Origin of the sequence: Virgibacillus sp. LDC1, from assembly GCF_025792345.1 — a bacterium.
Lineage (GTDB): Bacteria > Bacillota > Bacilli > Paenibacillales > Paenibacillaceae > Paenibacillus_AQ > Paenibacillus_AQ lautus.
Genome location: NZ_JAOXLZ010000002.1, coordinates 185,055 through 197,992, shown reverse-complemented (window position 1 = coordinate 197,992; position 12,938 = coordinate 185,055). Strand labels below are relative to the sequence as shown.

General features: G+C 47.3%; 16 protein-coding genes, 1 other RNA gene and 2 pseudogenes. 5 read left to right on the top strand and 14 right to left on the bottom strand.

From position 1 onward, the window contains the following. Window positions 1-24 precede the first annotated feature (24 nt). On the bottom strand, window positions 25-930 hold the full coding sequence (locus OHJ21_RS21600; RefSeq protein WP_100539691.1) for an ABC transporter ATP-binding protein: 906 nt from the start codon (window positions 928-930) through the stop codon (window positions 25-27). A gap of 419 nt (window positions 931-1,349) precedes the next feature. On the opposite strand from OHJ21_RS21600, the pseudogene OHJ21_RS21595 reads away from it, so the two are divergent. Then, window positions 1,350-1,463: pseudogene (locus tag OHJ21_RS21595) on the top strand (hypothetical protein); the annotation flags it as partial. 180 nt (window positions 1,464-1,643) lie between these two features. On the opposite strand, the gene OHJ21_RS21590 reads toward OHJ21_RS21595, so the two are convergent. Continuing rightward, window positions 1,644-2,096: an HNH endonuclease gene (locus OHJ21_RS21590; protein WP_028404204.1), complete on the bottom strand. Its 453-nt coding sequence runs from the start codon at window positions 2,094-2,096 to the stop codon at window positions 1,644-1,646. 267 nt (window positions 2,097-2,363) lie between these two features. Between OHJ21_RS21590 and OHJ21_RS21585 the strand changes: the two genes are divergently transcribed. Continuing rightward, window positions 2,364-3,155, top strand: coding sequence for a nucleotidyltransferase domain-containing protein (locus tag OHJ21_RS21585; protein WP_100539690.1), 792 nt, complete (start codon window positions 2,364-2,366; stop codon window positions 3,153-3,155). Between the two features lie 93 nt (window positions 3,156-3,248). Here the strand turns inward: OHJ21_RS21585 and ssrA are convergent. Together ssrA and OHJ21_RS21575 are read right to left on the bottom strand one after the other, a co-directional pair. Next, window positions 3,249-3,609, bottom strand: a transfer-messenger RNA (tmRNA) gene (ssrA, locus tag OHJ21_RS21580). After that, a complete protein-coding gene (locus OHJ21_RS21575; protein WP_100539689.1) occupies window positions 3,567-3,839 on the bottom strand; it encodes a DUF6809 family protein in 273 nt (90 codons plus the stop codon). The genes ssrA and OHJ21_RS21575 overlap by 43 nt, the downstream gene beginning before the upstream one ends. A gap of 149 nt (window positions 3,840-3,988) precedes the next feature. Between OHJ21_RS21575 and OHJ21_RS21570 the strand changes: the two genes are divergently transcribed. Beyond that, window positions 3,989-4,207: a helix-turn-helix domain-containing protein gene (locus tag OHJ21_RS21570; protein WP_006207663.1), complete on the top strand. Its 219-nt coding sequence runs from the start codon at window positions 3,989-3,991 to the stop codon at window positions 4,205-4,207. Window positions 4,208-4,358: 151 nt separating this feature from the next. On the opposite strand, the gene OHJ21_RS21565 is transcribed toward OHJ21_RS21570, so the two are convergent. Genes OHJ21_RS21565 through OHJ21_RS21555 form a run of 3 tightly spaced genes read right to left on the bottom strand, consistent with a single transcriptional unit; the run spans window position 4,359 to window position 5,463 of the window. Further along, entirely contained in the window at window positions 4,359-4,712 is a 354-nt protein-coding gene (locus OHJ21_RS21565) for a hypothetical protein (protein ID WP_100539688.1), read from the bottom strand. After that, a complete protein-coding gene (locus tag OHJ21_RS21560) occupies window positions 4,703-5,140 on the bottom strand; it encodes a hypothetical protein (RefSeq protein ID WP_100539687.1) in 438 nt (145 codons plus the stop codon). The genes OHJ21_RS21565 and OHJ21_RS21560 overlap by 10 nt, the downstream gene beginning before the upstream one ends. Beyond that, window positions 5,137-5,463, bottom strand: a complete 327-nt coding sequence (locus tag OHJ21_RS21555; protein ID WP_486021117.1) for a hypothetical protein — start codon at window positions 5,461-5,463, stop codon at window positions 5,137-5,139. The genes OHJ21_RS21560 and OHJ21_RS21555 overlap by 4 nt, the downstream gene beginning before the upstream one ends. Here OHJ21_RS21555 and OHJ21_RS21550 point away from each other — a divergent pair. Next, window positions 5,462-5,677: an S-layer homology domain-containing protein gene (locus OHJ21_RS21550; protein WP_486021116.1), complete on the top strand. Its 216-nt coding sequence runs from the start codon at window positions 5,462-5,464 to the stop codon at window positions 5,675-5,677. The two genes, OHJ21_RS21555 and OHJ21_RS21550, sit on opposite strands and share 2 nt — an antisense overlap. After that, a complete protein-coding gene (locus tag OHJ21_RS21545; protein WP_100539684.1) occupies window positions 5,667-5,807 on the top strand; it encodes an S-layer homology domain-containing protein in 141 nt (46 codons plus the stop codon). The genes OHJ21_RS21550 and OHJ21_RS21545 overlap by 11 nt, the downstream gene beginning before the upstream one ends. Window positions 5,808-5,920: 113 nt before the next feature. On the opposite strand, the gene OHJ21_RS21540 is transcribed toward OHJ21_RS21545, so the two are convergent. From OHJ21_RS21540 to OHJ21_RS21510, 7 genes and pseudogenes are all read right to left on the bottom strand, one after another. Next, window positions 5,921-6,346 (bottom strand): transposase, encoded by a 426-nt coding sequence (locus OHJ21_RS21540; RefSeq protein WP_486021115.1) that lies wholly within the window; start codon window positions 6,344-6,346, stop codon window positions 5,921-5,923. Between the two features lie 53 nt (window positions 6,347-6,399). After that, window positions 6,400-6,552: a hypothetical protein gene (locus OHJ21_RS21535; RefSeq protein ID WP_486021323.1), complete on the bottom strand. Its 153-nt coding sequence runs from the start codon at window positions 6,550-6,552 to the stop codon at window positions 6,400-6,402. A gap of 6 nt (window positions 6,553-6,558) precedes the next feature. Beyond that, window positions 6,559-6,606: pseudogene (locus tag OHJ21_RS21530) on the bottom strand (hypothetical protein); the annotation flags it as partial. Between the two features lie 164 nt (window positions 6,607-6,770). Then, window positions 6,771-8,342, bottom strand: coding sequence for a response regulator transcription factor (locus tag OHJ21_RS21525; protein WP_486021114.1), 1,572 nt, complete (start codon window positions 8,340-8,342; stop codon window positions 6,771-6,773). A 76-nt stretch (window positions 8,343-8,418) separates the two neighbouring features. Next, window positions 8,419-10,266, bottom strand: a complete 1,848-nt coding sequence (locus OHJ21_RS21520; RefSeq protein ID WP_243390895.1) for a sensor histidine kinase — start codon at window positions 10,264-10,266, stop codon at window positions 8,419-8,421. Window positions 10,267-10,342: 76 nt separating this feature from the next. Beyond that, window positions 10,343-11,977 (bottom strand): extracellular solute-binding protein, encoded by a 1,635-nt coding sequence (locus OHJ21_RS21515; RefSeq protein ID WP_100539681.1) that lies wholly within the window; start codon window positions 11,975-11,977, stop codon window positions 10,343-10,345. 49 nt (window positions 11,978-12,026) lie between these two features. After that, window positions 12,027-12,899 (bottom strand): carbohydrate ABC transporter permease, encoded by an 873-nt coding sequence (locus OHJ21_RS21510; RefSeq protein ID WP_100539680.1) that lies wholly within the window; start codon window positions 12,897-12,899, stop codon window positions 12,027-12,029. Window positions 12,900-12,938: the final 39 nt, after the last annotated feature.

Below are 12,938 nucleotides of genomic sequence, written 5' to 3'. Positions count from 1 at the left end.
CTCTTTTCCTCCTAAACATGTTTTTTATCGTTTAATCGTTGGTCTATGTGTACCTGTAAGACTTAGGAATGTATCTTCTAAGCTGGCAGATTGTATATCAATATCTGAAATTCCCCATTCAGACTGCATCAGTGTAAATAACAATACATCGGTCTCTTTGGCATAAAGGCGAATCCGCTCGCCGTTGCATTCTGCCTTTTCTACACCAGGTAATGTGAGCCATTCCTGCTCAGCTGGCGCGTTCGCCGCTCGAAATGAAACGGTTCTAAGTGCTGTTTGAGCCTTTAAACGTTCCGGAGTCCCTTCCGCAACAACCTGTCCTCTGGCGATGAGTGCGATGTGATCTGCGACAGCATCAGCTTCATCTAAATGATGTGTAGTCAAAAGCACCGTACGTCCGTCACTTGCCAGCGCTTGAATGGTGTCCCAAAAGCGACCACGAGCCTCGATATCCATTCCGACCGTTGGTTCATCAAGCAGGAGAAGCTCTGGATTCCCCGCCAAGCTTTGGGCGAAAGCTAATCTACGACGTTGTCCTCCAGACAGCGAGGATGCGCGTCGTTTCTGATCCGCGTGGAGACCCGAAATGTCTAACAATCGCTCTAGCGACATCGGATTACGATAATAACTGCGAAACAATTGAAGCACTTCTTTGACCGTAAGTCCATCTGCAGCTTTAACATCCTGCATAAGCGCTCCGACGCGTTGCCGTAATTCTTTTGTTCCAGACGGCATCCCCAAGACCCTGACTTCTCCTGATGTTGGCTTGATCATTCCGAGTATCATGGAAATGGTTGTTGTCTTGCCTGCCCCATTCGGTCCGAGCAATGCTGATATTTGACCTTTCTCAAATGATAGATTCATATGATCAACGGCACAGTAGTCGCCGAATTTCTTCACTAGATTTATACATTCAATCGCCTTTTTCATTTTGTCCTAACCTCCGCTAATTTCTTCTTTCGTTACTTGATGTCCTCATTATATTGAAAAAGCGCGAGATTCAATTAGTGTGGGTTGTCACAAGCCGGTTATGACAAATGTCAGAAAAAAAGGACCGAAAGCAAAAAAGAAGGACCTCTAGGCCCTTCTTCAGCATAACGCGCATTTGACACTTTTGGAGTGTGGTCATTGAGGTGTCTTGCTTTGCAAACTTTTAGCTAAGGATTTTATACTTTTAATCGAACATAGAAAATCCACAACCTCAAGTTTAAACCCTATAGTTTTCCAATTTTATGACTTTATAATTGTTATAACAATTGAATATGATGATAAGAAGGAAATCTGATGAACAGGATGATTGAGATGGAATTATTAGAAGTCAACAAAGGTCTCCTTACCTGAAGGAATAAGTGCGGACTTCATGGGTACTTTGGCGAAGATGCTTATCCTACTATTTTGAAATAGCGGCAGCTTTGTTCGAATCCCTTGGTCAAAACCATCCTTTCCATAACGCAAATAAATGGACTGCTTTTACAGCACTGGTTGTACTCCTACTCTTTAATGGTCTGCACTTCAAGATGGATGCAAGAAAGCCGAAAATTCTACAGTGGATATGGTTTACCATCAATTCGATCGTCAACAAACGGCTGCGATCATTGAAGCTCACTGCACCACGATTCTCAAATCATAAATCTAAGCCTTACTCAAGTGTCCCCTTTTTTCATTGGGCGATGTCTGTAATTAGCGATAAAGATACGCCAGCACAGCTTTATAAGATTCGGAACAGCGCGTGCGTTTTCTTTGAGATAGGACCATGCCGGACGGTTTCCACGTTTCGTATTGCATTCGCTGCATGAAGCGATCAGGTTGTGGGGAAGATCCGAGCCCCCTTTGCTTGAGGGGATAATATGGTCTACTGTCGTGGCGTGCCCTCCGCACCACAAACAAGTGTGATGATCTCGTTTCAGTGCAGCTTTTCGATAGCCCCGAAATAAGAACGGATTATAAAGCAATTGGATCGTCTGCTCATCAATCCAGACAGCTCGCGATCGCTCAACTTCCCGCCAAGCCCGATGGAGCAAACACGGGGTTAGCTGTTGACCATCCATATTGAGCACCGTTATCAATCGATCCTCTCCATCATGACTATGATTCATCGATTTCACTCCATCTGTAAGACATTGCTCTAACCTATAGTATTAATATAAAACAAAAACACCATCCTCATGCGGATGGTGTTCATTATGATGGAACCGAGGGGAGTCGAACCCCTGTCCGAAGATAACGACAACACAAGCTTCTACGGGTGTAGTGACAGATTTGATGTCACCTGAGTATTACCCGTTTGACAACGAATTTACCACAATGATATATTGGCGTAATACCCATTTATATATGGGTCCTATCTTTAAGGAGTGCATAGCATGATGTTACCCGTTCACGAACGCTTCATTAAGCAGGCAAAAAAGAAAATCAGTCGAGATAATCGACTTACGGGCCTCCTTGCAGGCGGCTCCATGATCCACGGAGCCATGGACGAGTATAGCGATCTAGATTTAGTCATCGTGTACGATAACGCGTATCGCAATGAAATTATGGAGCAACGCATTCAGCTCGCAGAAGAGCTCGAACAGTTACTGTCGGCATTCACAGGTGAGCATGTCGGCGAACCACGTCTGGTTATTTGCCTATACGGCCCACCGTTGCTTCACGTGGATCTAAAGTTCATTTCGAAATCGGAGCTTAGGATACGAACGGAGAATCCGATTGTGCTTTGGGAGAGAGACGAGGAGATCAGAACGATCCTTGCCGAGACATCCCCTGCCTATCCATCGCCCTCTATGCAATGGATGGAAGATCGGTTCTGGGTTTGGGTGCATTATGGTGCGGCGAAATTAGGAAGAGGCGAGTTGTTCGAGCTCATCCAACATATTACGTTTATTCGCAATGCAGTATTAGGACCGTTGATACTCATGCGTAACGGCCATCTTCCCGCGGGAGTCCGACGGCTAGAGCAATTTGCTGAAATGGAGATGGCTGAGCTTCGGGACACGATTCCACTCCACAGCTACGAAAGTTGTTACCGTGCGTTAAAGGCCACTATCAAGCTATATCAACGTTTACGCCAGGCTTCTGATGGTTGGATACGCAAAGAAGAAGCCGAACGCCATTCAATTGCTTATCTTGAAACCGTATATTCCACTATCCATAAATAAAAACATCTACAAGACAGTGAAATTTATTGTTCACACTTATCAGCTATTCTACAGCAAAAACCCGACCTCACGAGGTCGGGTTTTTCATGGTATTGGTGGAGGCGAGGGGAGTCGAACCCCTGTCCGAAGATAACGACAACACAAGCTTCTACGGGTGTAGTGACAGATTTGATGTCACCCTAGAGATTCCCTGTCACCGGATTCCCTTCAGGTCAGCCTGATTGTCTTCTTCAGCTAGCCCCAGGCGGAGACTAGACACTGTTTAATTTGCCCTTAGCGTTGATGGAGGTCGACGCATCTCACTACATCGATCAATCCATGAAGTTACATGCAAGCTATTTATCATTGAGGTGATAAGGATAAGTCTTGGAGAGAACTTTATATATAATCCTTACTATCTGTTCTTACTAATCACACGATCTCAGAATACACCTCGATGATCATCGCCGCTCCCAGCCTAAAACCATCAGTAAAAGAAGCAGCCATTTCCAGTCCTTGAACTTGTCGATATAAATCTAGTAGATCCTCGAGCTCTCGAAACTCATCTTCTGAAAGCCTCTTCTTCCAGCCATCCATGGACTCGGATATTTGCCGACTCAATTGGCCATACTGAGGATCGTTCGAAGCAACCTTTTCTACAGGATTCAACTGCCCGTAATATAAGGATTCCAGAAAGCTTGACATGGGATTCTCCTTCTCTAAAAGCTGATTTAAGGATCGATAAACACTGATAAATGCATTTTGTTACGTATATGAGTACCAGTGTTGAGATCATTATACGGTACGCTTATGCGTATAGTCAAGTTGAAATCGATCTTTGAGAGGTGATTATAATGAGGAAAAAAGTTGTCGTTAAAATCTCGGAATTGACCAAGGCACATAATATTTCTTTGCGGGAATTATCCCGAATATCCGATGTACGGCACGCTGCATTAAGTGAACTTGCCAATGGAAAACGGGAAAGTATCAGCTTTAGTCATATTGAAAGAATCGCTGAGGCTTTGAATATAAGCGATATTCGGGAGATTATTGAGTTGGTGGATGAGCAGTAGGGTGCTATATACCATGATAATTTCAACTCTATTTATGTATCCTTACATTTAATATCAGGATGATTATAAAGTGTTAGACTACAAAACAATTGTAATCACTTTGGAAGGCAAAACCCACTCATTGAGCGGGTTTTGTGATGTTTATATATATTTACACATAATAAGTCACGTTCATCACATATTGTTTTATCAATTTATTAATCGATAAACTCTCTGCTTGTTCCTGTAAAACTCTCTTTACCTCTGTAATTTCGTGTTTAGAGCTTTTTCTTTTGCGTGGATCATTAGGGTCCCACTTATCACTATCAAACCATGCTACCAAATATAACCCATACTGTGTCTTTCCTTCTTTTAAATATCTGTTGGATAGCTGGTCTTGCATAGCTTCAAGAAGCTCTGGATGCCATTTCCCTTTGATCTCTATTATAACTGTAATCTTCTCATATTTATTATTATCAGGTAGTACAGCATCTACATGGATGTCCGTTCGTTCTCCTATTTCCATCCTAATGTAGGTTGAAGTTCAACTTCGCGATTTGTTATAATTCCTCTCCCTCTTATTTCATCATCTAGACGTTGTTTAATATAATTAGAAAACTCATTTTCGTTCCAAGGAGTGAATTCACCATTCTCCAAATAATTCCATAAAGAACGCACTTCTGGGGTGGCGCCGTGAAGCCTTTTTTCAATTCTATTTAATGCATCGACAATGACATCAAGAAGCTCTTCACCACTTCGCACGAGTCTCTTTTCTTTATTACTTGAAAGTAATATAATATCAATAGGTCGAGGAGGAGTCCATGTATTACGTCTAGCAGCCAAATTCGCCTCAGCTAATGCCCATTTCAGCCAACTTAAATGCGGCAATTCATCCACAACTCTTTTATATTCAAATTGTGATTTCTTAGTGCCACGCATTTTCAGTAGTTTCAAAATATTATCTCTATAAGGTCAGCCAGACTCTCTCGGGGGCCTATAGAATGAGCCATTTCATCGTCTTCATATTTTGGATCTTCTTCATGTGGAAAGTGATTCACCAACCATAAATATAAATCAGCCAGCAGTGTTTCTTTTACAGAGTTAAGTTTTATCAACGCTTGGCCCTCATCTGCTACTGTTAAAAAAACCCCTTTTAGAAGCTCTGTTTGAGTATTAAAATTCCAAACTCTTACCCACCCTTGTGTAGAATAATTACAAAGTGCTACTGCCCCTAAAATAGCTACACTTTTCCTTACCCGCGCCGAATTTACGTTCATGCTGACCAAGTCGCTTAAGCTGGAAGGAGCAGGTTCAGCGACTGCGTTTACGGACGAGGCCAAAATCGGCGGATGGGCGAAGCAAGAAATCGCGGATGCTGTTGAAGCAGGCATTGTGAGCGTGTACGTGGACGGTAGCTTCCCGCCGAATGCGCGTATTACCCGTGCGGAAATGGCAGCGATGATCGCTAGAGCGCTTAAAACTGTCGGCTAAAGCGGGCGCAACGACCGGCTTCGCGGACGATAAGGACATCCCGAAGTTGGCGAAAGGCGCAATTGAGGCGGTTCGCAAGCTGGGCATCGTGAGCGGCCGCGGCGACAAAACAATAAAACAACATAAATAACAGCAGGCACAGCGTAGGAACATATCTGTTCCTACGCTGTGCCTGTGCTTTTTCGCAGTCATCTCCAACCCGTTAGATCTACGGCGTACAGAAAAACATTGAATCATCGACGATCATATGGTCAACGCGTCATCCAGGGAGAATCTTGATTCTCCCTGTTCTATCACTAGGGTCGGACAACTTCTGCCGTCAACCACTGGATATTGTGCGTTAGCAGTTACACTCATGCAGGAAGATTTTGATTTTGTATTCAACCAAAAATCCTGCATCGCCAATTTCAAGCGATAGGCGCGTCCGGTCTGCAGATCGCTGTCCTTCAGCCGCGTCAATGTATCCTTTTGTTCGCTTTTGAGGTTGGATTCGTTCTTTAGCCAGATGTACTTCGTATGTTTAAGCTCCGGGGCCTGCTTTTGTTCCTGAATGCGCACGTCGTCAACGGCTTCGTTCACCAACTTCATGATATGGAGTTTATCAAAGGTGATTTCCGCTTGGGGAAAGTAGCCCTGGATTCCACGGATAAAAAGCGGGAGACATGTCACAGCACACGTCCTCGATCTGCTCGGCAGAAGCACCTTTGGTGGATAAATGTTCCTTAAATCGTTCGAGGGTATCCATTTCCTTTGCCTTCGGTCGCAAACAGAACTGTCTTTGCTTCTTGTTCGCGTCGTCCTGCCACAAACACAACCGTACCGCGTTCTGCCAGTTCAAAAGCCGTCACGCCGGATTCATTCGAAATCATTGACATCGAGGTAGCCTGCAAGCCATTCTCCCGAAAAAGTCTGAGCGTTGTATCCAGCACTTTTTTTGTGATTTTTTGTATTTATCGAACATCGCGCTTTTCCTTCGCAGTCTATTAGAAAGAATGTTCAATCTAATTTTAATACGTATTTATTAGTGTCATCTTTCATCATAAATGCCGCGGCATTCCAAGCTACCTCAAGAGAATCAGACTGCCCATCCGCATCAAAATCCATCCGCGACTCCCTGCGGCGGCTCTGCTGTCCGCTTGCGGTATTCCTTGGGCGAGAGCCCTGCTACTTTGTTGAACATATGCGTGAAGTAATTGGAATCGTTAAAACCGATGGCTTGGGCGATTTCGAAAATTTTCATATCGGTGCTTTTGAGCAGGATCTTCGCTTTCTGCACGCGCAGGTTTTGGATATAGCCGGTGACGCTTTCGCCAGTTTCTTTCTTGAACAGGTTGCTGAAGTAGCTGGGGTTGAGATGAACATGCGCCGCCACCTTAGCCAATCCGCATTCGTCCATATATTTCTCTTCGATAAACCGGATGGCTTGCTTGACCGGATTATCTTTTTTGCCGGCAAGCCAGTTGTTATGGGAGAGTAGGAATTCATGGATGTATCCCTGCAGCCAAGCCACAATCTCTTCAGGCGTCTCGCATTTGTAGACGGAACCCCACTCGATGGAACGTGCGGCCATCCGCCATACAGGAAACTGTACTTGCACCAGCCGGAGAAGGGCCGTGGCCAGGAGCAGGGCTTCGATTTTAGCGGTTTGCAGGGGCATACTACTGATCCGCACCTCTTGATCTAGAAGCTCCTTGTTCAAACGGCTATTGTCTCCCGACATAAGCCAGGATACGATTTCCTTCTCCTTTTCGTAAAGCGCCGTCTGGTTAAGTAAAGATTCATAGCCAGTACTGCGCTCAGAGGCCGCCTCCCGGCCCAGCCCGCTGCAATACCGCTCGTAAGCCTGACGCAGGTCCTCCGCCATGCGGCATCGTCCTTGTCCGCAGTAGGCAAGCGCCAGTTTCAGATACTGCTGAATCGAATCGGTGAGGATCTGCAACCAGGAAGAAGGCGTTTCCGGCCGGGAATCCGTCCTGTCCACCAATAAAGCCCATTCCGATGAACTCAAGGAAAAAAAACGGAAGCCTCCGCCATACCATTTATGCAAATGCTCCCTGACAATGTTGCCGAGAGCAAACTGCAATAGCGGCATATCCTGGGCGGAATAATGTTTTTCTGAGGAAATATAGGTAGGGATGCTAAGAAAGTAAAGCTCGCATTCCTTCATCCGTCCGAGCAAAGCCTCCACCTCTCCGTTGTTGCAGGACATGCCCATAATCGCTGAGCGAAGCTGGCTGTCCTCATGCTGGCGCTTCCAATCCTCCACCAGCCGCCCGGACTGATCCTCTTCGATCAGCCGTACATAGGTCCGATCGAGCATGTTTAATATATCCGCTTCTACGCAAGGTTTCGTGATAAAGTCCAGCACTCCAAACTTGAGGGCGGACTGGGCGTAAGCAAAATCTTTGAATCCCGTGATGATCACAATCTTGGTCCCCCAGCCGCGAGCCTTGATTTCCTCGGCCAGTTCGAGCCCATCCATATGGGGCATGCGGATATCGGTTAACAGCAAATCCGGGATGCATTGCTCCATCGAAGACAGAGCGGCCAGGCCATTTGCCGCTTCTCCCGCCACCACCCACTCGGCGGACCGTTTCCCGGCCAGCTTGAGCAATCCTTTGCGAAAATTCGGTTGATCCTCGGCGATAAACAGCTTGGCTTTCATCCATTTCCCTCCTAAAAGTTTTGTGAGCGTTACCTCATGATAAGCTTCGAGCAAAACTCGCTTCGAAAGAATAGGCTTAGTACTCTTGCGGGATCGTCTGAATGGGAAGCTTGATGTGAACGGTCGTTCCTTTTCCCTTGACGCTGGAAATCTCTACTCCGTAAGGAGCCCCATACACCAGTTCAATGCGTCGCAGCACGCTTTTAAAGCCAATTCCCGTTTTGTTGTTCTCAGACAGCGCATCCTCAGCTTCCTTCAAAGCATATAAAGTGCTGTCATCCATGCCGCAGCCGTTGTCAGCCACCTCGATATGCAGCGCTCCATCCCGTAAAGCCGCCTTCACCCTGAGCACCCGGTCTTCATCCATATTTCGGAAGGCATGCACAAAAACATTTTCCACCACCGGCAGCAGCAGGCATCTCATCATCCGTAGGCCCAGAAGCGATTCTTCGGCCTGAATGATCGTTTCAATCTCGCCGGTAAACAATTCGGTCTGAATCTTAATGTAATTCCGTATCTGCTGCAGTTCTTCTCCCAGCGTCGTATCGGTCTTGACGGATTTAAGCGAATACTTCAGCATCTCCGAGATGGCGTTGATCAGTAGAGCCGCCTCTGCCTGGTCGTCGTTATACAGCTTCCAATACAGTTCATTGAACAGGTTATGCAGATAATGAGGGTTCAATTGCGCCTGAATGGCTTTTAATTCCGATTCCCGCTGGCTGATCTGGGCCAGATACACTTTGTTGATCAGAGTGCTTACTTGCTCAGCCATGCTGTTGAAGCTCTCACCGATGAACCCGAGCTCATCGCCGGAACGGACGCTAATCCGAGCCGAGAAATCCCCCGAACGCAATTTGCGCAGCCCCCGCAGCAGATCAGCCAGTGGCTTCAGCAAGGTTCTGGTAGAAATCGTAATCAGCAGTGCGCTAAGAAGCACGACGCCAATTCCGGCAATAACAAAGATATGGATGATGTCTTTGTTTTTGCGTTGAATTTCCTCCAGAGAAACCCCTCCATATAACGTGAAGCCTGCCGGTTCCAGACGATGGCGGACAAATAAATAGGTGACCCCACTCATCTTGACATATTGGGGATCGCCGGCTTCGATCAAGCGCATGAGTTGTTCCGTCTCCTCCTGATTCATATTGGCGTAGAGCAGTCCCTCCAGAGGTTCCAGCAGCAGTACCTTACCGTTGCCGTTCTCCGTAAGATCCCGCAGCACTTTGGACACCAGTCTTTCCTCCATGACCACCACCATGGTTCCGTACGGAATCAGCTTATCATTGAGCATCCGTCTGGCGGCAATTAGCACCGTCCGGCGTCCGCCAGGATCGACACTACTAGGCAGACTGGCCCGTCCCCAGACCAAGTTCCCCCGATGCGATTCCAGCTTGCCCATCAACATGGCCATTTCTTCAGGTCCGGGTTCCCCTGACGCCCCATTTTGGGAGCGAATAGCCAAATCTCCATTTTCATTGAACAGAAAGATGGAACGAATCGACGGCGTATCCACTTGCAGCGTGATCAGCTGCTCCTCCACGTACTTACGGTTCTTGTATTGCGTATAGAGATCCCCTCCGGGATCAAGGCTCTCTGTGACGAACATTTCTATAGAAGGGTTCAGTATAATGGATTGGGATACCCGGCTTACCTCTTGGAAGGTGAGTTCCAATCGGGCCAAAGCCTGTTCATTGGCAATGGAGAACTGCTTGCTGATCTCGTCCTCCATCAATTGGACATTTAAGCGGTAGACCAGCCACCCCGCTAATGCAAAGGCTAATGTGACCATACACGAGAGCAGTACAATCAGCTTCAACTTGAAGCTGCCCTTCATTTCTCCGGCAATTCTCCCCGGCCAACTTATCGGATTCAGTCTGGCTCCCTCCCCCAAACGATGATGTAATCCGATTGTAATCCCTTTCATCCTGAATTAAAACAAAACTTGGCCCGGCTTCTACCGGACCAAGTCCTTATTCTATTCCCGGTGCTCCGTCCGAACTTTACTTTAGTTGGGAGCGGACCATTTCCAGTACATCATCGCCCAGGAAGGCCGTGTCTTTATTTTCTTGATACCACGTATTCATGTATTCCTCAATCTGCTTGCCACCGCCTTTCTCCCAGGCTGCTTTAGCATCCGCAATAGCCTGCTCGGCCGTATATTTGGACCCGCCTATGATTCCTTTGACAATGATGTCGCTCACTTCTTTGTTCACGTTGGTACTGATAACCACCAGGTCGCTTGGCAGAACCGGCATATGCTCGTAGTGACTCAGAGCGGGATATTTGGCGTCCGGATTGAGCAAGAACTGGTCTGCCTGCTTCATCATCTCCAGCCCCGCCTTCTGATCCGGATCCTCTACATTAAATGCCGATACGGAGGTCAAAGATTCGTTCTGCGGGAGAGAATAGAACATGGTGTAGTCCGCGGCCCAATCCACTTCCTTCGTATTCTTGTCGGGATCAATCACGATGGGCGCACCGTCCGCTGACTTGTTCCAATGTTCTCCCTCCAGCCCCTTTCTCAACGTCAGCGCCGTATCCGGCTGGAGCATAAAGTTGATATATTCCATCACAGCCTTGGGATCTTTGGCTGCGGCGTTAACCACCGTTGTCATCTGAATCGGGTTGGTCACGTGATGGGTAAACTGTCCCACAGGAGACTCGGGCTGCATCATCGGCGCAATTTCCGCATCCGGGACCACCTTTCTGATGGTCTTGATATCGGTGACCGTACTCTCAAACCAGTTGTTGATTTGCGGAGGAAGGAAAACGCCCACCTTGCCGTTCAAATAATCCTTCTTGGCTTTGGAACCGTTCGTGTCCGCCAGGTAATCCGGGTCGATCAGTCTTTCGTCGAACAGTCTCTTCTTGAATTTCGTCGCCTCCAGCGTGTTATCCCAGCTGCGGATGATTTTGTCGTCAGCCGAGATGGCCCAACCGCTCGAGCCGAACATGGAATCGACCATGCCGCCGGAGGTATAGCTTATATTCGTTCCGTACGTATCCTTCTTGCCGTTGCCGTCAGGATCTTGCTCTACAAAAGCCTTCAAGACTGTAATCAGCTCTTCGGTCGTCTTCGGCACCTCTAGGTTCAGCTTTTTCAACCAATCCACCCGGATAAACGCCACGCTTTGCAGATGGGGCTCGTTAATTTTGCCGATTTCGTAAAGCTTGCCATCCGGCTTGGTGCCCACCTCGCGCAACTGGGGATACTTCTCCAGCAATTTTTCATATTCAGGGACATACTGCAAGTAATCGTCCAGGGGCAGCAGTTGCTTCTGCTGATATAGGGAATCCCTGAAGCCCGTATCATAATCATTGATCATATCCGGCGCGCTGCCGGATGCGAACATCACATTTAGCTTCTGAGTCGATTCCGACCGGAGCACGGGCACAAACTTGGCCTCCACCGGAGAATGTTCATTAATCCATTTAGTCCAGCGGTTCTCCTCCACGGTTCCCTCCGCGGCCGGGATATTGCCTCTGTCATAGTTTGACACGGTAATGACAGGTTTATCTCCGCTTCGCCCCTCTTCTTTTGGCTGGCTGCAGCCGGCAGCCCCCACCGTCAACACGATAGCCAGTACTGAGGATGACCAGACCCTTTTGTTCCACTTGGATGTTTGTTTTAACATTTACAAGCTCCTCTCGACCCATGATCTATAATGAATGGATTTGTTGCCGCTAACCTTTAATGGAACCCAGCATAATCCCTTGAACGAAATACTTTTGCAAAAACGGATATACCACCAGCATCGGCACCACCATCACCATAACGCCTACCGCCTTCAGTTTCTCGGAGATCAGCTCCTGCTGCTGCATGATATCCATCGCCATCATATTGTCCATGCTCTGAATCTGCAGCATGCTCTGGACAATGACCGTGAGATTCTGCAGTTCCGTTCGATTGATGTAAAGAATGACATTCATGAACATGTTCCAGTAACCAACGCCGTAGAATAACGTCAATGTGGCCAGCATGGGCAGGGATAAAGGCAAAATAATGCGCAAAAGCAGTTGCGTCTCTCCGCAGCCGTCAATCTGAGCCGATTCCGTCACTTCACTCGGAATGTTTTCAAAGAAGCTTTTCATGATTAACATGTTATAGGTACTGATCAGCCCAACGAACCATAAGGACCAGTACGTGTTCGTCAAATGCAGATTGTTCATCACTAGATACGTGGGAATCATGCCGCCGCTGAACAACATCGTAAACAGCGCGGCCGTTGTGAGCGGCTTGCGGGCATACAGATAGCGGCGGGACAAAGGATACGCCGTCAGAACCGTAGTCAGCATGCTAAGCGCCGTTCCGCCCAATGTGATGATGACGCTGTTGCCAAACGCCCGCAAGGCTGGCGTGTTCTGAAAAAAATATTTGTAAGCGGTAAAATCAAGGCCCACCGGCCAGAACAAGACTTGTCCCAGATCCACTGCCTGCCCTTCGCTTATGGACAAAGCGATCAAATGCAGGAAAGGCAGAATGCAGGTGAGTGCGATGATAATTAAAACCGTGTGAACGAAGACCGAAAAAACCCTTCCGCTAGCCGACTCTCTCAATGCAGGTCCCCTCCCTTAAAGTTTTGTGAGCCTTGCTTT